The sequence below is a fragment of the Streptomyces sp. NPDC047982 genome, from assembly GCF_043204165.1.
Classification (GTDB): Bacteria; Actinomycetota; Actinomycetes; order Streptomycetales; family Streptomycetaceae; genus Streptomyces.
The window spans coordinates 119,150-139,868 of sequence record NZ_JBIDBS010000012.1; the positions used below are offsets into that span (position 1 = coordinate 119,150).

General features: G+C 71.0%; 15 protein-coding genes and 1 riboswitch. Of the genes, 13 read left to right on the forward strand and 2 right to left on the reverse strand.

From position 1 onward, the window contains the following. The first annotated feature begins 212 nt into the window (after positions 1–212). The 13 genes from ACGF2V_RS17020 to ACGF2V_RS17080 all read left to right on the forward strand — a co-directional run bounded on the left by ACGF2V_RS17020 (position 213) and on the right by ACGF2V_RS17080 (position 16,696). On the forward strand, positions 213–899 hold the full coding sequence (locus ACGF2V_RS17020; RefSeq protein ID WP_362706692.1) for a hypothetical protein: 687 nt from the start codon (positions 213–215) through the stop codon (positions 897–899). Then, a complete protein-coding gene (locus ACGF2V_RS17025) occupies positions 896–2,467 on the forward strand; it encodes a protein kinase (protein WP_362706689.1) in 1,572 nt (523 codons plus the stop codon). The genes ACGF2V_RS17020 and ACGF2V_RS17025 overlap by 4 nt, the downstream gene beginning before the upstream one ends. Positions 2,468–3,069: 602 nt before the next feature. Next, positions 3,070–3,732 (forward strand): SurA N-terminal domain-containing protein, encoded by a 663-nt coding sequence (locus ACGF2V_RS17030; RefSeq protein ID WP_362618328.1) that lies wholly within the window; start codon positions 3,070–3,072, stop codon positions 3,730–3,732. Positions 3,733–3,882: 150 nt separating this feature from the next. Continuing rightward, entirely contained in the window at positions 3,883–4,875 is a 993-nt protein-coding gene (locus ACGF2V_RS17035) for a nucleoside triphosphate pyrophosphohydrolase (protein ID WP_362706686.1), read from the forward strand. 225 nt (positions 4,876–5,100) lie between these two features. After that, the gene (locus ACGF2V_RS17040) at positions 5,101–6,408 is read left to right on the forward strand and encodes a cytochrome P450 (protein ID WP_362706683.1); all 1,308 of its coding nucleotides are present in this window, start codon (positions 5,101–5,103) and stop codon (positions 6,406–6,408) included. A gap of 134 nt (positions 6,409–6,542) precedes the next feature. Then, complete coding sequence (locus ACGF2V_RS17045) at positions 6,543–7,586, forward strand: transglycosylase family protein (RefSeq protein WP_362706680.1); 1,044 nt, start codon at positions 6,543–6,545, stop codon at positions 7,584–7,586. A 258-nt stretch (positions 7,587–7,844) separates the two neighbouring features. Then, positions 7,845–8,059: riboswitch (cyclic di-AMP (ydaO/yuaA leader) on the forward strand. A gap of 2 nt (positions 8,060–8,061) precedes the next feature. Beyond that, entirely contained in the window at positions 8,062–8,811 is a 750-nt protein-coding gene (locus tag ACGF2V_RS17050) for a transglycosylase family protein (RefSeq protein ID WP_362618339.1), read from the forward strand. A gap of 558 nt (positions 8,812–9,369) precedes the next feature. After that, positions 9,370–10,650 carry a phosphopyruvate hydratase gene (eno, locus tag ACGF2V_RS17055; protein WP_362618341.1) on the forward strand — a complete coding sequence of 427 codons (1,281 nt, stop codon included), beginning with the start codon at positions 9,370–9,372 and terminating at the stop codon, positions 10,648–10,650. Between the two features lie 122 nt (positions 10,651–10,772). After that, entirely contained in the window at positions 10,773–11,243 is a 471-nt protein-coding gene (locus tag ACGF2V_RS17060; RefSeq protein ID WP_362618343.1) for a septum formation initiator family protein, read from the forward strand. A gap of 186 nt (positions 11,244–11,429) precedes the next feature. Further along, the gene (locus ACGF2V_RS17065) at positions 11,430–11,963 is read left to right on the forward strand and encodes a DUF501 domain-containing protein (protein WP_362618345.1); all 534 of its coding nucleotides are present in this window, start codon (positions 11,430–11,432) and stop codon (positions 11,961–11,963) included. Between the two features lie 129 nt (positions 11,964–12,092). Then, on the forward strand, positions 12,093–13,043 hold the full coding sequence (locus ACGF2V_RS17070) for a Ppx/GppA phosphatase family protein (protein ID WP_362618347.1): 951 nt from the start codon (positions 12,093–12,095) through the stop codon (positions 13,041–13,043). Between the two features lie 562 nt (positions 13,044–13,605). Then, on the forward strand, positions 13,606–14,988 hold the full coding sequence (locus ACGF2V_RS17075) for an NAD(P)/FAD-dependent oxidoreductase (RefSeq protein ID WP_362618349.1): 1,383 nt from the start codon (positions 13,606–13,608) through the stop codon (positions 14,986–14,988). A 403-nt stretch (positions 14,989–15,391) separates the two neighbouring features. After that, positions 15,392–16,696, forward strand: a complete 1,305-nt coding sequence (locus tag ACGF2V_RS17080) for a cyclopropane-fatty-acyl-phospholipid synthase family protein (protein ID WP_362706678.1) — start codon at positions 15,392–15,394, stop codon at positions 16,694–16,696. Between the two features lie 199 nt (positions 16,697–16,895). Here ACGF2V_RS17080 and ACGF2V_RS17085 read toward each other — a convergent pair whose 3' ends face one another. Together ACGF2V_RS17085 and ACGF2V_RS17090 are read right to left on the reverse strand one after the other, a co-directional pair. Continuing rightward, entirely contained in the window at positions 16,896–19,424 is a 2,529-nt protein-coding gene (locus ACGF2V_RS17085; RefSeq protein ID WP_362618355.1) for an ABC transporter permease, read from the reverse strand. Between the two features lie 154 nt (positions 19,425–19,578). Next, positions 19,579–20,349 carry an ABC transporter ATP-binding protein gene (locus tag ACGF2V_RS17090; protein WP_362618358.1) on the reverse strand — a complete coding sequence of 257 codons (771 nt, stop codon included), beginning with the start codon at positions 20,347–20,349 and terminating at the stop codon, positions 19,579–19,581. Between the last annotated feature and the right edge of the window lie 370 nt (positions 20,350–20,719).

Here is a 20,719-nt window from a genome sequence, read left to right on the forward strand (position 1 = left end):
AAGTGAACGGTCGCCCCGAAGTGATCGGAACCACAACGGTTCCGTACAACCCGGTGCCGGTTGCCGGAGTCGCCCTTTACGCTCGAATCCGCGTACATCGAGGAGTGTGCGCGGACGTTCCACGACCAGGTCTCCAGGGAGCAGCCATGTACCCCCCGGGTCTTCCGCCGGCACCGCCGCGTCGGGTCCCCAGCAGGGCCTGGATCATCTCGATGCGTGTGCTGTTCATCGTGCTCCCGGTGTGCTCGCTCGGCCTGCTGCTGTGGACCCCGCTGCTCCGGCTCGCGGCCGTGCGCCGCCGCACGACCGACTGGTGGCTGGCCGGGGCGGGCTTCCTGTTCGTCTGCGTGCTCCTGCCGATCCTCGGCAGGGACGGGAACGAGAACCCCACCGGCATCGACTTCGTCCTCATACCGCTGCTGCTGGTGGTGCTGGCGGCGGCCGTCGGGTACTACGTGGTCGAGGACATCCGCCACTACGAGCAGCTCACGCGGGCGAGGCCCATGACCGGGTACGGGGACCCGACGGTACCGGGACACGGATACCCGCTCATGGCACCGATGGGCGTACCTCCCGCCGCTCCTGTTTCCCCGCCCGCCAGGGCCCTCGGCCCCGCTCCCTTCCCAGGCCCGGTGCGGCAGCAGCGACCCGCCCCCGTGCCACCGCCGCAGTATCAACCGCAGCCGCAGTATCAACCGCAGCTACCGCCACAGCCGCAGTCACAGCCGCCCGCTGTGCCGCACCCGCAGGCCACCTCCGCCCCTGCCCCTGCCTTCGACTCGCATCCGTCCCGCTCTTCGCACACGTCACCCCCGCAGCAGCAGCCCCAACGCATCGATCAGGTCCGTGCCGAACTGGATGAGCTGAGCGCCTACCTCCGCAAGGAGGAGGGCCGGTGAGCGGACGTGTCGTCGCCGGGCGCTACCAACTGGCGACCGTCATCGGCCAGGGCGGCATGGGCCAGGTCTGGACGGCCTACGACCAGCGCCTCGACCGCCGGGTCGCGGTCAAACTGCTCCGCCCCGACCGGGTCGCCGGCCCCGTCGACAGCCAGGGCGCGGACGAGCTGCGCCGCCGTTTCGTCCGCGAGTGCCGGATCACCGCGCAGGTCGACCACCCCGGACTGGTCACCGTCCACGACGCGGGCAGCGACGGCGAGGACCTGTACCTCGTCATGCAGTACGTCGAGGGCGCCGACCTCGCCGATCATCTCGCCGAGCACGACCCGTACCCCTGGCAGTGGGCCGTGTCCGTCGCCGCCCAGTTGTGCGCCGTCCTGTGTGCCGTGCACGCGGTCCCGATCGTCCACCGCGACCTGAAACCCCGCAACGTGATCGTGCGGCCGGACGGCGCCGTCACCGTCCTGGACCTCGGCGTCGCCTCCGTACTGGACACCGACACCACCCGTCTCACCCACACCGGCTCACCGATCGGTTCCCCGGCCTACATGGCGCCCGAGCAGGCGATGGGCGGTGCCGTCGGCCCGTACACCGACCTGTACGCGCTCGGCGCGCTCCTCCACGAACTCCTCAGCGGGGACGTGCCGTTCGCGGGATCCACCGCTCTGGGCGTGCTCCACCGCCACCTCCATGAACCGCCGCTCCCGGTCCGCCGCGTACGGCCGGACATCCCCGAGCCGCTCGAAGCGCTGGTGCTGCGCCTGCTCGCCAAGGACCCGCAGCACCGCCCGGCCGACGCCCAGGAGGTGTACGAGCACCTCGCGCCGCTGCTTCCCGTCCGAGGCGCCGGGCTGCCCACCGGGCCGCTCGACCCGACCCGCCCCTTCCTGCGCCCGCACGCCCCGTGGCCCGACCGGGGCGCAGCCCTGTCCCCGTCGCCGGTGTCCGCGCCCGTGCTCCTGCCGACGTCGGCCGCCCAGGCGGGTCCGGCGGCGGCCCGGCCCGATGTCGCCGCCGCCGTCGACGAGGTCAAGCAACTGCTCGGCGAGGGCCGCATCACCCAGGCCGTGGACATCCTCGGGTCCCTCCTCCCCGCCGCGGCCGAACAGCACGGTGAGGACTCCGCCGTGGTCCGCATCCTCCGCAAGCAGTACGCGGCGACGCTGATGGACGACGGTCAGTACCGCCGCGCCCTGCCCGAGCTGCGCCGCCTCGCCGACGACCGCGCGGCGCAAGCCGGCCCGGCCGACGCCCAACTGCTCCAGTTCCGCCAGGACGCGGCCCAGTGCCTGGAACAGATCGGCGAACCGGCCGCCGCGCTCGCCGAGTACCGCGCGGTGCTCCCGTACTGCGAGAACCACCGGGCCACCGGCGGCGACCCCGCCCGCTCCTTCGAGATCCGCAACCGCATCGGACATCTGCTGCTCGCGCTCGGCGACCACGCGGGCGCGCGCGTACAGCTCCAGGCGCTGCTGTACGACGCGGAGCGCACTTACGGGCCGCACCACCCGCTGCCGGTGGAACTGCGCCGACGACTCGACCGCCAGGCGGAGTTACAGGGCGGCTGAGGACATGCCCCTCCGTACGCCAGAAGCTCCGCCGGGGCGTCGTGAGCGGCACGGCAGAGCGGACACCGGCTGTCCCGCAGGTAATGACCAGGCCAAACTTCCGCAATGGAATGTCACGGACCGCCCCCACGACCCCTGGTGGCGTGAGATCGTGTGCTGCCGCCGGGGCGGCTGACGACCCCGCCTGCCCCGTCGGCCTCAAACCTTTGCCTCGCTTTCCGCGGAGCGCCACCGAGGTCTGCGCGCCGGCCCCGCCGCCCACCACCGGCCAAACCGCGCAGGGCCGGCGGCGACAGGGACATGGCCGCGGCGGCCGACGCCGTTCTCAACAGCGTGACGACGTGGACCGCCAGATCCGCCCGGTCGCACGGGAAGACGCCGACGAGCAGCGCGATCGGGCTCGGCGGACAGGTGCCTCGTAGAGCGCCTGCGACCCGTGCGACCCGCGCAACTCGCGCTCCTTGGGGCCGCACACGCCCCCCACATCTCCAACTCCGCCTGAATCGTTGGTCGAACCAGTGGCCCCAGCCACCTCCACTGCCTACCATCGATCAGCGCAAGGTCTTGTGCACTGATGCACAAAGTCTCCCCGGGAGGTTCCTTTGCACCGCCGCCGTCGCACCGCGCTCACCGTCTCCGCCTCCGCCGCCCTGCTGGTCGGCGCCCCGCTCCTGACCGCCTGCGGCGGTCAGGTCCATCCGGGCGCAGCGGCCCTCGTCGGCGGTGACCGGATCGAGGTGTCCACCGTGCAGGGCCAGGTGGCGGCCGTGCGCGAGGCCCAGCGCGAATCCCGGAACGCCGACCAGCTCATCGACAAGTCCGGGCAGCTCGGCCGGGCCAAGCTGCACGGCCTGATCTTCGACCGGGTCCTCGACCGGGCCGCCCGGGACGCGGGCGTGACCGTCGAACGCAACGAGGTCCAGGAGATGAGGAAGGCGGCGGTCGCCCAGTCCGGGGGAGAGGAGCGGCTGCGGGCGGCGATGCTCCAGCAGAGCTGGGTCGCGCCCGAGCAGATCGACGCCGTCCTGCGCGAGCAGGTCCAGCTCTCGAAGCTGGCCCAGGCGCTCGGCGCCGACCTGCGACAGCCCGAGGGACAGAAGGTCGTCGGTGACGCCCTCAGCAAGGCGTCGAAGGCGCTGAAGGTCGACGTGAATCCGCGCTACGGCACCTGGAACGACCAGCAGACCCAGCTCGCCGACTACAAGGCCCCCTGGATCAGCCAGGTCACCAAGCCGGCCGGAGCGGTCCCGGAGCCCGGCGCGTAGGAGTGCGCCGGACGGTCTCGGGCGGCGCGGAAGCCGCGCGTGCGCGGCGCCCCGGTGCGCGAACGGCGCGAACAACACGCACGGCGAACGGCGTGCACGGCGGCGGCCGGATCGGCCGGAGGCGGATTCGACCGGAGGTAGATTCGAACAGTGAACGCTGAAGCCCCCGGCCGTGCCGAAACCCCCGGCCGTATCGTCCTGCTCACCGCCAGCCACCGCGTGGCGCCCGGACTCCTGTCCTGGCCCGCCTGGCAGGCGCTGCGCGCCGCCGACCGGGTGCTCTGCGTCGAGCCGGACAACCCGCAGCTTCCGTATCTGCGTGAGGCGGGCGTCAACGTCGAGCACTCCGTGCCCACCGCGCACGAACTCGTCGACGCCTGCGCGGGCGGCAGGACCGTCGTCGTCCTCACCGGCGGCGAGGGGAACCAGCCGTTGACCGACGGGCTGGCACGGCTCGCCGGTTCGGGACGGGTGAGCATGCCGGACCTGGAGCTGCTGCCCGGCTCCTACGATCTGCCGGGCGCGCGGCTCCTCGATCTGGTCCAGATCATGGACCGGATCCGGAACGAATGCCCGTGGACGTCGCAGAAGACCCACAAGGGCCTCGCCAAGTACGCCATCGAGGAGGCGTACGAACTCGTCGAGGCGATCGAGGACGGCGACCGCGACGAACTGCGCGAGGAACTGGGGGACGTACTCCTCCAGGTCGTCTTCCACGCGAGGATCGCCGAGGAGGGCGGCCCCGGGGAAGGGGAGGATCCCTTCTCCGTCGACGACGTGGCGGCGACCATCGTCGAGAAGCTCATCCACCGCCACCCGCACGTCTTCGGCGACGAGACCGCCGAGACCCCCGAGGACGTGCACGCGCACTGGCTGCGGACCAAGGCCGTCGAGAAGCGGCGCGATTCCGTCACCGACGGGGTGCCGCTCGGCCAGCCCGGACTGGCGCTGGTGGCGAAGCTGGCCTCCCGGGTCCGTACCGCCGGGCTCGACGTGCCGCTGCCCACGGGCCAGGGCATCGGCTACGAACTCCTCGCCCTCGCCGTACGCGCCGAAAAGGACGGCGTGGACCCCGAGGCGGCACTGAGGGCCGCGGGCCGCGCCTACCGGGACGCCATCCGGGCGGCCGAGGGCAACGGCTGACCTGCACCCGGGAGAAACGGACGGCCTCCCTCATATCCGTAACGGAGGCGCATATTCATATACGGGCGGCGCAGGGCACGGGGCTGCGGTCGGCGCGCACCCCGGTCCCCATCCTCCTGGCACAGCACCCCCGTACGGCGCCGGCACGCCTCCGGGACCGCGGCCGACGTACCTCCCTCCAGGGCGGCGGGGTCGGCTCCGAGGGGCGGCGGATAACGTCAAAGGGTGAACCACAGCCCCGACGACCGACCTGCCGACCGGCCCGCGGAGGCCCCCGCCACCTGCCCCGCGGACGCCCCCGAACTCTTCACATGGGAGTTCGCCACCGACCCGTACCCCGCCTACGCCTGGCTGCGCGAGCACAGCCCCGTGCACCGCACCTCGCTGCCCAGCGGCGTCGAGGCGTGGCTGGTGACCCGGTACGCGGACGCCCGGCAGGCGCTCGCCGACGCGCGGCTCTCCAAGAACCCGGCGCACCACGCCGAGCCCGCGCACGCCAAGGGGAAGACCGGCATCCCGGGCGAGCGCAAGGCGGAGCTGATGACGCACCTGCTGAACATCGACCCGCCCGACCACACCCGGCTGCGCCGCCTGGTCTCGAAGGCGTTCACCCCGCGCCGGGTGGCCGCGTTCGCACCGCGCGTGCAGGAGCTCACGGACCGGCTCATCGACGACTTCGCCGGGAATGGCAGTGCGGACCTCATCCACGACTTCGCTTTCCCGCTCCCCATCTACGCGATCTGCGACCTGCTCGGCGTCCCGCGCGAGGACCAGGACGACTTCCGGGACTGGGCGGGCATGATGATCCGGCACGGCGGCGGCCCGCGCGGCGGGGTCGCCCGGTCGGTGAAGAAGATGCGGGGCTATCTCGCCGAACTCATCCACCGCAAACGGGAGAACCCCGGGGACGACCTGATCTCCGGGCTGATCCGGGCCAGTGACCACGGCGAGCACCTCACCGAGAACGAGGCCGCCGCCATGGCCTTCATCCTGCTCTTCGCCGGTTTCGAGACGACCGTCAACCTCATCGGCAACGGGATGTACGCGCTGCTGCGCAACCCCGCCCAGCGAGACCGGCTGCAACGCTCCCTCGACGCCGGGGAGGGGGAGCTGCTGGAGACCGGGATCGAGGAACTGCTGCGTTACGACGGCCCGGTGGAACTGGCGACCTGGCGGTTCGCCACCGAGCCGCTGACACTCGGCGGCCGGAACATCGCGGTCGGCGACCCCGTACTGGTCGTGCTCGCCGCCGCCGACCGCGACCCGGCGCGCTTCGAGGGCCCCGACACGCTCGACCTCGCCCGACGCGACAATCAGCACCTCGGATACGGGCACGGCATCCACTACTGCCTCGGCGCACCGCTCGCCCGGCTGGAGGGACAGACCGCGCTCGCCACACTGCTCAGACGCCTGCCCGACCTGCGGCTCGCGGTGGAACCCACCGAATTGCGGTGGCGCGGCGGGCTCATCATGCGCGGACTGCGCACGCTCCCCGTGGAGTTCGGACCCCGGCCCGTCCAGCGCCGTTTTTGACGCCCCGTCAGAACTGTGATGTGTGCGTGATCCGCGCTGCACCGACTTGTGACACGCGTTCGAGTCCGGTTAGGTTCACCGTTCGACCCACCGGTCGCTCGTATGCACTCGTCCGTCACACGGAAGGCAACCTCATGGGCTCCGCGAACGGCAGACACCGTCGCCCTCGTCAGGCACCCGCCATCATCGTCGCGGCGGGCGTGACGGGATCCGCCATCGCCATCCCGCTGCTCGGTGCGGGCGCCGCGCAGGCGGCCGACTCCGCGACATGGGACCGGGTGGCCGAGTGCGAGAGCGGGGGATCCTGGAGCGCCGACTTCGGGAACGGCTCCTACGGCGGCCTCCAGCTCACCCCGGAGATCTGGAAGGCGTACGGCGGTGAGGCGTACGCCCCGCGCGCCGACCTCGCCAGCCGCGCCCAGCAGATCGCGGTGGCCCAGAAGATCCTGAGCGACCGGGGACCGCAGGCGTGGCCGAGCTGTGCGCCCATCTCCGGCCTCACGACGGGCGGGGGACTGCCCGGGGTCGACCCGGGGTCGACGTCCTCCGAGCAGTCCGCGAGCAGCGCCGGGCCGGAGCGGGGTGCACAGGCGCCGGGCGGCGCCGGGGTGGAGAGCGGAGCGAAGTCGACTGATGGGGCGTCAAAGTCCCCGTCCGGCGGTGACGCCACGCCTTCGGGCGGCACGGGTGAGCCGAGCGCCGAGGGCGGGGGCCGTGCCACGCCCTCGCCGACCGGGTCGGCCGCCTCGCCCTCCGATACGCGTCATTCGTCCGAATCAGTGGAAATAGGCGACTCCGACACTTCTGTCGCCCCGTCAGAGGCATCCGGGACACCAGCGACCCCGGAGGTCCCGGGAACCTCCGGGGATTCAGGCGCGTCCGGCGGTGCGGGCGGCAAGCATCGCGGTGTGCCGGCCGCCGAGGAAGGGCGAGGGGCCGACCGCGAGTCGGGCCGTCACGCCTCGCGCGGCGAAGGCGGCGGGCGCGACGCGGCCTCCCCGGCCGCCGGTAGCGCGTACACCGTCCGCCCCGGTGACAATCTCTGGGCGATCGCTGACGCGCAGAACGTTCCCGGCGGCTGGCCCGCGCTCTATGAGGCCAACAAAGAGGTCGTCGGCTCCGATCCGGATCTCATCCTCCCTGGCCAGAGCCTTGAGGTCGGCGTGGAATCCGACTGAGGCCGGGGTCGTTGACCGGCTGACGGCGCCTCAGGGACGGGGCGCTCCCGAGACCCGTGTCCACTTGCAAGCGAGTGAGACATGGGTCTCTTTGTGCCAATTGGCGTGTTGCGTCGGGAAGTCCCGTCCGTATCGCTCCCCACCTGCGAAAACCACGGTTCCTCACATGCGGGAGAGGGGGGATTGTCCGAAGTGTCCATCATTGAATGTGGGGCTTATATGTGATTACGGTCGTAACCGCTCGCACCGCGGGCCCCGTCGACCGTCACGCCGAATCCTGCCGTCGGTCGGAGGGAACAGACGCGTTCATGCGCCGTAGGCAGGAGCGGGGGACCCAGGTAGGCGTCGGCCCTGATCGTCGGAAGACGCGTCAGGACCGGCTTGGGGTGAAGTCGCGTGCTAGGACGTGCGACCGGGCAACTCACTCGGCCCGAACCCGACAGCTCACCTCGTAGGCGTCGGTGAGGAGACCTCCATGCTGTTTTCCGGCAAGGGCAAGCACCGCCGCCCGTCCAAGGCCGTCCGCGTCGCCACGCTCGCCGGAGTCGCCGGCTCCGCCGTCGCCGTCCCGCTGATGGGGGCGACCAGCGCCTCCGCCGCCTCCGTCGCCACGTGGGACGCCGTCGCCCAGTGCGAGTCCGGTGGCAACTGGTCCATCAACACCGGCAACGGCTACTACGGCGGCCTGCAGTTCTCGCAGTCCAGCTGGGCCGCCGCCGGTGGTCTGAAGTACGCGCCGCGCGCCGACCTGGCCACCAAGGCCCAGCAGATCGCCACCGCCGAGCGGCTCCTCGACATGCAGGGCCCGGGCGCCTGGGGCTGTGCCGCCGCCGGCAACCTGCGCAACGACGGCGTCGACCCGGGCGTCGACACCTCCTCGAAGAGCTCCGGCGCCGCCCAGAAGCAGAGCACCCAGGCGGCCCCCGCTCAGCAGTCGCAGCAGGCCCAGCCGAAGAAGGTCGAGCGCGCCGAGGCTCCCGCCTCCCGCTCCGACCGCCCCGCCGCCCCGCAGGCCGGGGCGAAGAAGACCGTCACCACCCCGACCGGCGAGAAGGTCAAGAAGGGTGACGGCGAGTACAAGGTGGTCTCCGGCGACACGCTCAGCAAGATCGCCGCCGAGCGTGGCGTCACGGGCGGCTGGCAGCAGCTGTTCGAGCTGAACAAGGACATCGTCAAGGACGCCGACCTGATCTACCCGGGTCAGCAGCTGCACCTGACGAAGTAGTTCCGGCGCCTCCTCTCCTCGCCCGGACACCCCGTACTCCGTATCCCGCGTCCCACGTCCGAGACGCCCATGGGCCTACGGGACGTCCAGGGCATTCGGGGTGTCACCACATACCCCGGACATGCCGGATCCCTGGACCCCCGGTTTCTCCGGCGCCCCGGATGTTCCGCCCCCTCGGACACCCCGGCCCGGCGCGCGTTCCCCGTGCGTGCCGGGCCGGGGGTTTCTGCTCGGTGGCCACGGCCCGCGCGACCGTGGTCGTTCCGAGCGACCGCGGTCCGTCGCCGTCGTGTCCGCCGCCGCGTCAGCCGTTCGCCGTATCCGGCGTCGTTGGGGGCGTCCGAGCTCGTCCGGGTCGGTCCGGGGCGGTCGTTCAACTGTTGTAGTCACTGATCCGTAATGTTCTGGCCATTTGTCCGGGATCGTGTGCTACCGGGTCCTTTTTCATCCCAGGGGGCGGGCGGTCGTCGGGCTGGGCGGGCGGGGCCGGTTAGGCTCTTGTCGCAAGGCCACAGTGACCCTGCAGAACCAGTGTCATATTCCAGAAGGAGATGCCTCGTGCCGTCCATCGACGTCGTCGTAGCCCGGGAAATCCTCGACTCCCGGGGGAACCCCACGGTCGAGGTCGAGGTCGGCCTCGACGACGGCAGCACGGGCCGTGCTGCCGTGCCGTCCGGCGCCTCCACCGGTGCCTTCGAGGCCATTGAGCTTCGCGACGGCGACCCCGACCGCTACCAGGGCAAGGGCGTCGAGAAGGCCGTCCTCGCCGTGATCGAGCAGATCGGCCCGGAGCTCGTCGGCTACGACGCGACCGAGCAGCGGCTGATCGACCAGGCGATGTTCGACCTGGACGCCACCGAGAACAAGGGCTCGCTCGGCGCCAACGCCATTCTCGGCGTGTCGCTGGCCGTCGCGCACGCCGCCTCCGAGGCGGCGGACCTGCCGCTGTTCCGCTACCTCGGCGGCCCGAACGCGCACCTGCTGCCCGTCCCGATGATGAACATCCTCAACGGTGGGTCGCACGCCGACTCCAACGTGGACATCCAGGAGTTCATGATCGCCCCGATCGGCGCGGAGTCCTTCTCCGAGGCCCTGCGCTGGGGTGCCGAGGTCTACCACACGCTGAAGAAGGTCCTGAAGGGCAAGGGGCTGTCGACCGGCCTCGGCGACGAGGGCGGCTTCGCGCCGAACCTGGAGTCGAACCGCGCCGCCCTCGACCTCATCATCGAGGCCATCAAGGAAGCCGGCTACGTCCCGGGCAAGGACATCGCGCTCGCGCTCGACGTCGCCGCGTCCGAGTTCTACAAGGACGGCGCGTACGAGTTCGAGGGCAAGTCCCGCTCGGCCGCCGAGATGACCGAGTACTACGAGGAGCTCGTCTCCGCGTACCCGCTGGTCTCCATCGAGGACCCGCTGTACGAGGACGACTGGGCCGGCTGGAAGATCATCACGGAGAAGCTCGGCACCAAGGTGCAGATCGTCGGTGACGACCTGTTCGTCACCAACCCCGAGCGCCTGGCCCGCGGCATCGAGGAGGGCTCCGCCAACGCCCTGCTCGTCAAGGTCAACCAGATCGGTTCGCTGACCGAGACCCTGGACGCCGTCGAGCTCGCCCAGCGCAACGGCTTCAAGTGCATGATGTCGCACCGCTCCGGCGAGACCGAGGACGTCACCATCGCCGACCTCGCCGTCGCGGTGAACTGCGGCCAGATCAAGACCGGCGCCCCGGCCCGTTCGGACCGCGTCGCCAAGTACAACCAGCTGCTGCGCATCGAGGAGATCCTCGATGACGCCGCGGTGTACGCCGGCCGCTCGGCGTTCCCCCGTTTCAAGGGCTGAGTCCCCAGGACGTTTCAAGGGCCGGGCCCGCACGGGCCCCGGAGGACCCGGCCTCCGTCCGTCCCCGTACGCGGTCCCGTACCGTGTGCGGGGACGGACGTGTGTGAAGGGGAGGCGGAGACATGGCCGCGAAGGACCGGGACCGGTTCTCCACCGCGACCCGGCTGCGACTGCTCGGGGAGCAGACCGCGGCCCGCGTCTACCGGTCGCAGACCCGTCGGCAGGACCGCCGCTCCCGGCTCACCGGCCGAGCCGCCTTCCTCGCCCTCGTCGTCTGCTCCCTCGTGGTCGCGCTCGCGTACCCGATACGGCAGTACGTGTCGCAGCGGGACGAGATCGCCGACCAGGAGCGGCTGGCTCGGGAGGCCCGGGCCCGAACCGAGGAGCTGCGCGACGAGAAGGCGCGGCTCCAGGACGACGCGTACATCAGACAGCTGGCCCGTAAGCACCTGCACTATCTTCTCCCCGGGGAGACGGGCTACACGGTGATCGACCCCGACGCGGTCAAGGAACGCGACGGCGAGACGGACGGGTCCGACCGGCCGTGGCACGAGAACCTCTGGGACGGGGTCGACAGCGCCGACCGCGGCTGATCCCAGCGCCCGTAGCCCTCCTGTCCCGCTCCCGTCCGCTCCCGGAACACACCCGGACCCCGGAGCACCGAACCCCTGGATCCCAGGACCCCCCGGACCCCGGTCCACGGATCCCTGGATCCTCCAGAACCTCAGTACTGTCAGAACATCAGTCAGTACCGTCAGAACCCCAGAACCTAGGCAGGCATGGAAACCCCCCCTCCGCAGACCGAGCCCACCGAGCCCACCGAGGCGGACATCGCCGCGTTCCAGCAGCAGCTGGGCCGCCCGCCGCGCGGGCTGCGCGCGATCGCGCACCGCTGCCCGTGCGGCAACCCGGACGTGGTCGAGACGCAGCCCCGGCTGGAGGACGGCACGCCGTTCCCGACGACGTACTACCTGACGTGCCCGCGCGCCGCCTCCGCGATCGGCACGCTGGAGGCGAACGGCGTCATGAAGGACATGACCGAGCGCCTCGGCACCGACCCCGACCTGGCCGCCGCCTACCGGGCCGCGCACGAGGACTACATCGCCCGGCGCGACGCCATCGAGGTGCTGGAGGGCTTCCCCAGCGCGGGCGGCATGCCGGACCGGGTGAAATGCCTGCACGTGCTGGTCGCGCACTCGCTGGCGGCGGGCCCCGGGGTGAACCCACTGGGCGACGAGGCGATCGCGATGCTGCCGGAGTGGTGGAGCAAGGGGCCGTGCGTGACGCCCTGCGCACCGGACGACGAGGGCTGACCGTTCCCACGGGGGCTCCGGCCCCCGACCCGCGCCCCTCGGCCGCCGCCGGGGCCGGTACGAGGGCCGCGCCCCGCCCCTCGTCCCCCGGCGGGGCCCGAGAGGCCCGACTCTCCACAGGAGCACCCCATGACCCGCGTGGCCGCCATCGACTGCGGTACCAACTCCATCCGTCTGCTCGTCGCCGAGGCCGACCCGTCCACCGGTGAGTTCGTCGAGCTCGACCGCCGGATGGAGATCGTCCGCCTCGGTCAGGGCGTCGACCGCACCGGCCGGCTCGCCCCCGAGGCGCTGGAGCGGACGTTCGACGCCTGTCGCCGGTACGCGGAGGTGATCGAGAAGCACGGGGTGCGGCGGATCCGTTTCGTCGCCACGTCCGCCTCGCGCGACGCGGAGAACCGCGACGAGTTCGTCCGCGGCGTGCTGGACATCCTGGGCGTCGAGCCCGAGGTGATCAGCGGCGGCCAGGAGGCGGAGTTCTCCTTCACCGGCGCCACCAAGGAGCTCGCGGGCCGCGACCACCTCGCGAAGCCGTACCTCGTCGTGGACATCGGTGGCGGCTCCACCGAGTTCGTCGTCGGCGACGACCACGTGCGGGCGGCGCGCTCCGTGGACATGGGCTGCGTGCGCATGACCGAGCGCCACCTCGTGCGCGACGGCGTCGTGACCGATCCGCCGACTCCTGGTCAGATCGCCGCGATCAGCGCCGATGTCGAGGCGGCTCTCGACCTTGCCGAGGAGAGCGTCCCGCTCACGGATGCCGCCACCCTCGTCGGCCTGGCCGGGACGGTCACCACGGTCGCCGCGATCGCCCTCGGACTCGACACGTACGACTCCGAGGCGATCCACCATTCCCGGGTCTCCCTGGAACAGGTCGAGGCGATCACCGCGCGCCTCGCCGCCTCCACGCACGCCGAGCGCGCGGCGATCGGCGCGATGCACCCGGGGCGGGTCGACGTGATCACCTCCGGGGCGCTGATCCTGCTCGCCGTGATGCGACGGGCCGGCGCGCGCGAGGTCGTCGTCAGCGAGCACGACATCCTCGACGGGATCGCGTGGTACGCGGCGGGCGAGGACTGACGGCCGGCGACGAGCGGCGGCGAGGGCGCCGGGGCGGGGCATTGAGGGTTGCGGTGGACGTCACGCCGGTCGCCTGCCCCGACGACGAGGATGGCACGTTCACCGGCCCGGAGGCGGCCTTGCCGCAGGCGCTGCGGCAAGGGGTGTGCCGGTCGCGCTCACGCGCGTTCCCGCCTGCGCTTTCCAGCCGCCGGGGGCCGGTTGCGGAGGGCCCGGAGGGGCATCCTGCGACAAAGTTCGTGAACTTCTTCACAAGTAATTCGGCCCCGTGAAGGGCGGTTCCGGTCCGTGCGGGGCTCAGGAGCCGTTCGCGGCGTCGTTCCACACCGGTTCAGCGCTGTTTCGATCGTGTTCCCGTGAGTCGGGCCGGGGTGGTGGTCCACTGCCTCTTCGGACACAAGGTCCAGCTCACAAGCGGTGAACAACGTCCGTCCGGGCTCTCTGGTTCCCTTTTGGTGTCATGACCTCGGTCACGTGGGCGGGGCAGTGTAGCAGAGGGTTGGGTCAACCTTGTGAAGGGGCTCACGAGGGGGCCCGTGGAGCGGGGTGGATACTCGATGCCATGAGCACCACGGAGCGTCCCAGGATCCTCGTAGTAGGCGGTGGGTACGTAGGCCTGTACGCAGCTCGACGCATTCTGAAGAAGATGCGCTACGGAGAGGCGACCGTCACGGTCGTCGACCCGCGCTCGTACATGACGTACCAGCCCTTCCTCCCCGAAACCGCCGCCGGCAACATCTCGCCCCGGCACGTCGTCGTCCCGCTGCGGCGCGTACTGCCGAAGGCCGAGGTTCTCACCGGCCGGGTCACCACCATCGACCAGGACCGCAAGGTCGCCACGGTCGCCCCGCTCGTCGGCGAGGCGTACGAGCTGCCCTTCGACTACCTGGTCATCGCGCTGGGCGCGGTCTCCCGCACCTTCCCGATCCCCGGCCTCGCCGAGCAGGGCATCGGCATGAAGGGTGTCGAGGAGGCCATCGGCCTGCGCAACCACGTCCTGGAACAGCTGGACAAGGCCGAATCGACGACCGACGAGGAAGTCCGCCGCAAGGCGCTCACCTTCGTCTTCGTGGGTGGCGGTTTCGCCGGTGCCGAGACCATCGGCGAGGTCGAGGACATGGCCCGCGACGCGGCGAAGTACTACACGAACGTGAAGCGCGAGGACATGCGCTTCATCCTCGTCGACGCCGCCGACAAGATCCTGCCCGAGGTCGGCCCGAAGCTGGGCGTCTGGGGCCGTGAGCACCTGGAGTCCCGCGGCATCGAGGTCTTCCTCGGAACCTCCATGGACTCATGCGTCGACGGTCACGTGGTGCTGAAGAACGGCCTGGAGGTCGACGCCGGCACCATCGTGTGGACCGCCGGTGTGAAGCCGAACCCGGCGCTCGCCCGATTCGGTCTGCCGCTCGGCCCGCGCGGCCACGTGGACACCTCCGAGAAGCTCCAGGTGCAGGGCACCGACTACATCTGGGCCGCGGGCGACAACGCCCAGGTGCCGGACATGGTCGGCCGCCGGGCCGGCAACCCGAACGCGTGGTGCCCGCCGAACGCCCAGCACGCGCTGCGTCAGGCCAAGGTCCTGGGTGACAACGTCATCGCCGGGATGCGCGGCTTCCCGCAGAAGGAGTACAGCCACGCCAACAAGGGTGCCGTCGCCGGTCTGGGGCTGCACAAGGGCGTCGCGATGATCAACCTGGGCAAGATGAAGATCAAGCTCAGGGGCCGTCTCGCCTGGTACATGCACCGTGCCTACCACGGCATGGCGGTGCCGACCTGGAACCGCAAGATCCGCGTCTTCGCCGACTGGACCCTCGCCATGTTCCTGAAGCGCGAGGTCGTCTCTCTCGGTGCCATCGAGTCGCCGCGCGAGGAGTTCTACGAGGCCGCCAAGCCGGCCCCGGCCCCCGCCGCCAAGCTCGAGGGTGAGAAGGCCAAGGCATCCTGACGCTCCGTCGCGGGTCCACTCACCCGCACGGCGCCCGGTAGTACGCGCACGACGCCCGAAGGGGCCGCCCGCCATCCGTGGTGCGGGCGGCCCCTTCGGCGTGCTCGGGTGCCCGGATGTCCGGCGTGCCGCGGCGCGGGGCGCCGGACCACGGGTGGCGTGCGCCCGTCCGGGCCGTCGGACGGGCGGCGCGCCACCAAATGCGTGTGCCATGCAGGTGTTTTGCCGTTCCGTTCCCTTGCGCTGTAGCGGGATGGGGCGCGTTCGGTGGACTGTTGAGGGTGATGCACCTCGCCGTGGCGCCGCGTGCGCCCGGCGTGGTTCCAGGCGCGTCCGACACGTTTCGGGCATGTTTGGGCAATGTTTGGGCGTTTTGTGAACACCATCAACGGAGGTGTGCGCCATGGCTGACGCCGCGTTGCGGCTGACCGCTCTCGTCGAGGAGTTTCTGGGAGAGAGGCTGCCGGTTCGGATCCGGGCCTGGGACGGCAGCGAGTCCGGACCGCCCGGTGCCCCCGTCCTCGTCATCCGCAACCGGCGCGCACTGCGCAGGCTGCTCTGGAAACCGGGCGAACTGGGCCTGGCCCGCGCCTGGGTGGCGGGCGAGATCGATGTCGAGGGCGATCTGTACGAGGGCCTGGACCGGCTGGCCTCGCTCATCTGGGAGCGGGACGTGGCGGCCGGGGACGCCGTCCACCCGGTCCGTGACCCGAAGGCCCGGGCCTTCGGCAAGGGGCTGCTGCGACTCGCCGGCCCCGGGCTCCCGCCGGCCCCGCCGCCCGAGGAGGTGCGCCGCCGCTCCGACAGCCTGCACACCAGGGGACGCGACAAGGCAGCCATCAGCCACCACTACGACGTCGGCAACGACTTCTACGAACTGTTCCTCGGCCCGTCCATGGTCTACTCCTGCGGCTACTGGGAGGACGGCGGGACCCTGGAGGATGCCCAGCGCGACAAGCTGGACCTGGTGTGCCGCAAGCTTGCGCTGAAGGAGGGCGACCGGCTCCTCGACGTGGGCTGCGGCTGGGGCTCGATGGCCATCCACGCGGCCCGTGCGTACGGTGCCCGGGTCACCGGGGTGACGCTCTCCGCCGAACAGGCCGCCTACGCCAGGAAGCGCGTCGCGGACGAGGGACTGACCGACCGGGTCGAGATCCGGGTTCAGGACTACCGGGACGTCAGGGACGGACCGTACGACGCCGTTTCGTCCATCGGAATGGCGGAACACGTCGGCGCGGTCCGCTTCCGCGAGTACGCCGACGGCGTCCACGCACTCCTCAAGCCGGGCGGTCGGCTGCTCAACCATCAGATCGCCCGCCGCCCCGAGAAGGACGAGTCCGCGTACCACGTGGACGAGTTCATCGACGCGTACGTCTTCCCGGACGGCGAACTGGCCCCCGTGGGACGGACCGTGAGCATCCTCGAAGAGGCCGGCTTCGAAGCTCGGGACGTCGAGTCGATCCGCGAGCACTACGCGCTGACGCTGCGCGGCTGGGTCGCCAACCTGGAGAAGCACTGGGACCGCGCGGTCCGGCTGACCTCGGCCGGGCGGGCCAGGGTCTGGCGCCTCTACATGGCCGCCTGCGCGCTCTCCTTCGAACACAACAGGATCGGCGTCAACCAGATCCTCGCGGTGCGCCCGGCGCAGGGAGGGGCCTCCCGGATGCCACTGCGGGCCCGTGCGTGGACGGAGACGGCCACCACCTGACCGGAACACGCGCCGAAGGAACGCACCGAGGGCCGGTACCCGCCCCGCTGGGCTGTGGGTACCGGCCCTCGGCCGTGAACCACTCGGTGGTGAGCCGTCCGGTCACGAACCGCTCGGCCGTGAAAGCGCCGGCCGTAAAAGCAGTGGCCGTGAAAGCGCCGGCCGTGAATCGTGCGGCCGTGAACCGCTCGGCTCGGGACTACTCCGTCTTGATCGCCGTCAGCATGTTCAGCTTCGCGGCGCTGCGGGCCGGCCAGAGCGAGGCCAAGACCCCCACCAGCGCGGCGAGCAGCAGGAAGATCCCGATCCGGTCCCACGGGATGACCAGGGCGTAGTCAGGGATCGAGGACTTCAGGGTCTGCCCGATCGCCCATCCGAGGAACGTACCGAGCGCGACACCGATCACCGCGCCGAAGAGCGAGATGACCACGGCCTCCAGCCGGATCATGCGCTTCACCCGGCGCCGGTCGAGGCCGATCGCGCGAAGCATTCCGATCTCCTGCTGGCGTTCGAAGACCGACATGGCCAGCGTGTTGACGACGCCGAGCACCGCGATGATCAGGGCCATCGCCAGCAGGCCGTACATGATGTTCAGGGCGATGTTGATGGCGCCGCCGGCCATGTCCCGGATGCCCTGGCGGTCGATGACGCTCATCGCCGGGTTGTCACCCAGCGCCTTGACCACGACCTTCTCGTTGGCGGCGGTCTCGCCGCCGTCCATCTTCAGCCAGATCTCATGGATGTACGGGTGGTCCGTGTGCCGGCTCAGGAGGTCCTTCGACATCAGGACGGAGTGCAGGAAATCGTTGTCCTTGTAGACCCCCGCGACCTTCAGCTTCTCCTTCTTGCCGTCCTCGTACTCGACCGCGACGGTGTCCCCGGTCTTCCAGCCGTTCGACTTGGCGCTCTTCTCGTCGACGGCGATCCGGCTGTCGCCGAGGGAGTCGACCGAGCCGGAGACCATCTTGATGGCGAAGAGCTTCGACACGTCGGCGGGGGCGACCCCGGAGGCCATGAGGTCTTCGCCGCCGACCTTCGGCCAGGCGTACTGGTGGGGCGTGATGGCCTCGACGCCGTCGGCCTTCTCCAGGGCGGCGAGCGCCGACGGGTCGAGCACGTCCCCGTTCGCCATCGAGACCATGTAGTCGGCCTTGATGTTGTCCGTCGTCATCCGGTCGACCGCCGCGCCGACAGTGACGCCGAGGACCGAGATGCCGGTGACCAGGGTGAGCCCGATCGCCAGGGCGGAAGCGGTGGCGCCGGTACGACGCGGGTTACGGACCGCGTTCTGCGCGGCCAGCTTGCCGGAGACCCCGAACAGCTTCTTCAGCAGCGGGCGGACCAGCGCGATGACCGGCCGCGACAGCAGCGGGATCAGCACGATGACACCGATCAGCGCGAAGAACGCGCCGACCCCGATGATCGTCCGGCCGTCCGAGCCCATGGACGCGCCCGCCGCGATGACCGCGCAACCCAGCGCGGTGAGTGCGCCGCCGATCGAGTTGCGCAGCACCAGGGACTTGACCGTCGCGGTCGCGTGCACGCTGTTCATCGCCGCCACCGGCGGGATCTTCGCGGCCCGGCGGGCGGGCAGCCAGGCGGCCAGCACGGTGATCAGCACACCGACCGCGAGCGCCGCGGCGACCGCGGTGGGCGAGACGACGAGCGGTCCGGCCGGGATCTTCCCGCCTATCAGACTCATCGCGGAGCGCAGGCCGACGGCGAGTCCGAGGCCGAGCGCGAAGCCGATGACCGACGCGAGCAGGCCGACCACGGCCGCCTCCAGCAGCACCGAGCGCTTGACCTGGCGGCGGGACGCGCCGACGGCGCGCATCAGGGCCAGTTCCTTGGTGCGCTGGGCGACCAGCATGGTGAAGGTGTTGGCGATCAGGAAGATCCCGACGAAGAGCGCGATCGCGGCGAAGGCGAGCAGCATCGAGTTGAGGCTGCTCATGCTGTCTTCGATGCCTCGGGCCTGCTCATCGGCGAGGTCATGGCCGGTCCGGGCGTCGGCGCCCTTCGGCAGCAGCGGCGTCACCTCGGCCAGCAGCTTGTCGGCGGAGGTGCCGGACGCGGCGGAGATGTCGACGCTCATGAACTCGCCGGGCCGCAGGTACAGCTTCTGGGCGACGGGAGTCTCGAAGAGGACCAGGCTGCCGCCCGCGTTGACGGCGCCGTCCTCGGTGGTGAAGACACCGGAGAGGGTGTACTCCTTCACCGGCCCGTTGGTGGCGACCCGGACCCGGTCGCCGACCTCGTACTTGCCCTTCTTCGCGGTGTGTTCGTCGAGCGCGATCCGGTCGGCCGCGTCCGGGCCCTTGCCGTCGACGAAGGTGTACGCGGCGTCCTTGCCGTCCTTGCCGGGGAAGAAGTTGGCGCCGGTGTTGGACCAGCCGTTGCCGATCAGCTTGCCGTCGGGGTCGGCGACCCCGGCGAAGCCGTTGACGCGGCCGGTGGCGGTGTCGACGCCGTCCAGGCCCTGGATCTTCGCCAGGCCGGCGGTGGTGACGCCACCGGGCGCCTTCGGGTCGCGCTGGTCGGCCCGGGTGGTGACGGCGACGGCGATGTCGTCGTAGCTCTTCGCCGACTGGTTGCGGAAGGCGTTGCCGAGGGTGTCGGTGAAGACCAGGGTGCCGGATACGAAGGCCACGCCGAGCATCACGGCGAGCACGGTCATCAGCAGCCTGGCCTTGTGCGCGAGCACATTGCGCAGGGCGGTACGGAACATGTCTGTCAGTCCTGGGAAAGGGAGGAGGTCCGGCAAAGAGCGCGTGCGCGGGCGGGCCCCGGGCGCGCGGAAGGAACGGATCCGGCCGCGCGGCGGGGGCGGGCTCCGGGCAGGTGCGCAAGGAGCGGGACCCGGGCGTGCGGGAGGGCGGGAATCAGCTGGTGCGGCCCTTGCCGTCGAATGCCTTCATCCGGTCGAGGACCCCGTCCGCGGTGGGGTGCATCATCTGGTCAACGATCCGGCCGTCCGCGAGGAAGATCACCCGGTCCGCGTAGGAGGCCGCCGCCGGGTCGTGGGTCACCATCACCACGGTCTGCTGCATCTCGCGCACCGAGTTGCGCAGGAAGCCGAGGACCTCGGCGCCGGAACGGGAGTCCAGGTTCCCGGTCGGCTCGTCACCGAAGATGATCTCCGGCTTGGAGGCCAGGGCGCGGGCCACCGCCACGCGCTGCTGCTGACCGCCGGAGAGCTGGGTCGGCCGGTGGGACAGCCGCTCGGAGAGCCCCACCATGTCGATGACCCGGTTCAGCCACGCCTCGTCGGGCTTGCGGCCCGCGATGTCCATGGGGAGCGTGATGTTCTCCAGCGCCGTCAGGGTCGGCAGCAGGTTGAACGCCTGGAAGATGAAGCCGATCTTGTCCCGGCGGAGCTGGGTGAGCTGCTTGTCCTTGAGCGAGCCCAGCTCCGTGTCGCCGATGCGCACCGAACCACTGCTGAAGCTGTCGAGACCGGCCACGCAGTGCATCAGCGTGGACTTGCCGGAACCGGACGGGCCCATGATCGCGGTGAACTCGCCGCGCGGGAAGTCCACGGAGACCCGGTCCAGGGCCGTCACCCTGGTCTCGCCCTCGCCGTAGACCTTCGACAGATCCGTGGCGCGGGCAGCCACCGTGGTGACGCGGTGTGCGGTGGAAGTGGTGGTCACGGGGATCTCCTGATTCGGGGCTCCGGGCGAGGGCTTCGTCCGGGGTCGTGTGTCTGGGTGCGTTCGAGGTGTCCGATCGTTTTCGGACCCCCTCATCCTCACCGCCGTACCGCCGGGTTTCGTCAGTCCCCGTGCCCGTTCCCGGGGTCGTCTTGAGTCGCATCGGCGGACCGCGATGTCCTCCTCCGGTATGACATCGACCCCGAGACCTCTGCCCGGCCGGGTGGTGTGCGGGCGTCGATCCACCGCCTCGGGAGCACCGTGTCCGCGGCGTGGACTCGGGGGCCGGGCGCTGATACGGGCCCGGCGGCATCCCCTTCCGGGGGGACGCCGGGGGCCGGGGGCTGACGCTCTCACCGGACCGGGGCCC

What these genes read in the sequence shown, in the direction of transcription:
- ACGF2V_RS17020 (WP_362706692.1), top strand. Translation starts at nt 213, where the DNA reads ATGCGTGTGCTGTTCATCGTGCTCCCGGTGTGCTCGCTCGGCCTGCTG.
- ACGF2V_RS17085 (WP_362618355.1), bottom strand. Translation starts at nt 19,424, where the DNA reads ATGTTCCGTACCGCCCTGCGCAATGTGCTCGCGCACAAGGCCAGGCTG.
- ACGF2V_RS17080 (WP_362706678.1), top strand. Translation starts at nt 15,392, where the DNA reads ATGGCTGACGCCGCGTTGCGGCTGACCGCTCTCGTCGAGGAGTTTCTG.
- ACGF2V_RS17075 (WP_362618349.1), top strand. Translation starts at nt 13,606, where the DNA reads ATGAGCACCACGGAGCGTCCCAGGATCCTCGTAGTAGGCGGTGGGTAC.
- ACGF2V_RS17065 (WP_362618345.1), top strand. Translation starts at nt 11,430, where the DNA reads ATGGAAACCCCCCCTCCGCAGACCGAGCCCACCGAGCCCACCGAGGCG.
- ACGF2V_RS17060 (WP_362618343.1), top strand. Translation starts at nt 10,773, where the DNA reads ATGGCCGCGAAGGACCGGGACCGGTTCTCCACCGCGACCCGGCTGCGA.
- ACGF2V_RS17050 (WP_362618339.1), top strand. Translation starts at nt 8,062, where the DNA reads ATGCTGTTTTCCGGCAAGGGCAAGCACCGCCGCCCGTCCAAGGCCGTC.
- ACGF2V_RS17070 (WP_362618347.1), top strand. Translation starts at nt 12,093, where the DNA reads ATGACCCGCGTGGCCGCCATCGACTGCGGTACCAACTCCATCCGTCTG.
- ACGF2V_RS17045 (WP_362706680.1), top strand. Translation starts at nt 6,543, where the DNA reads ATGGGCTCCGCGAACGGCAGACACCGTCGCCCTCGTCAGGCACCCGCC.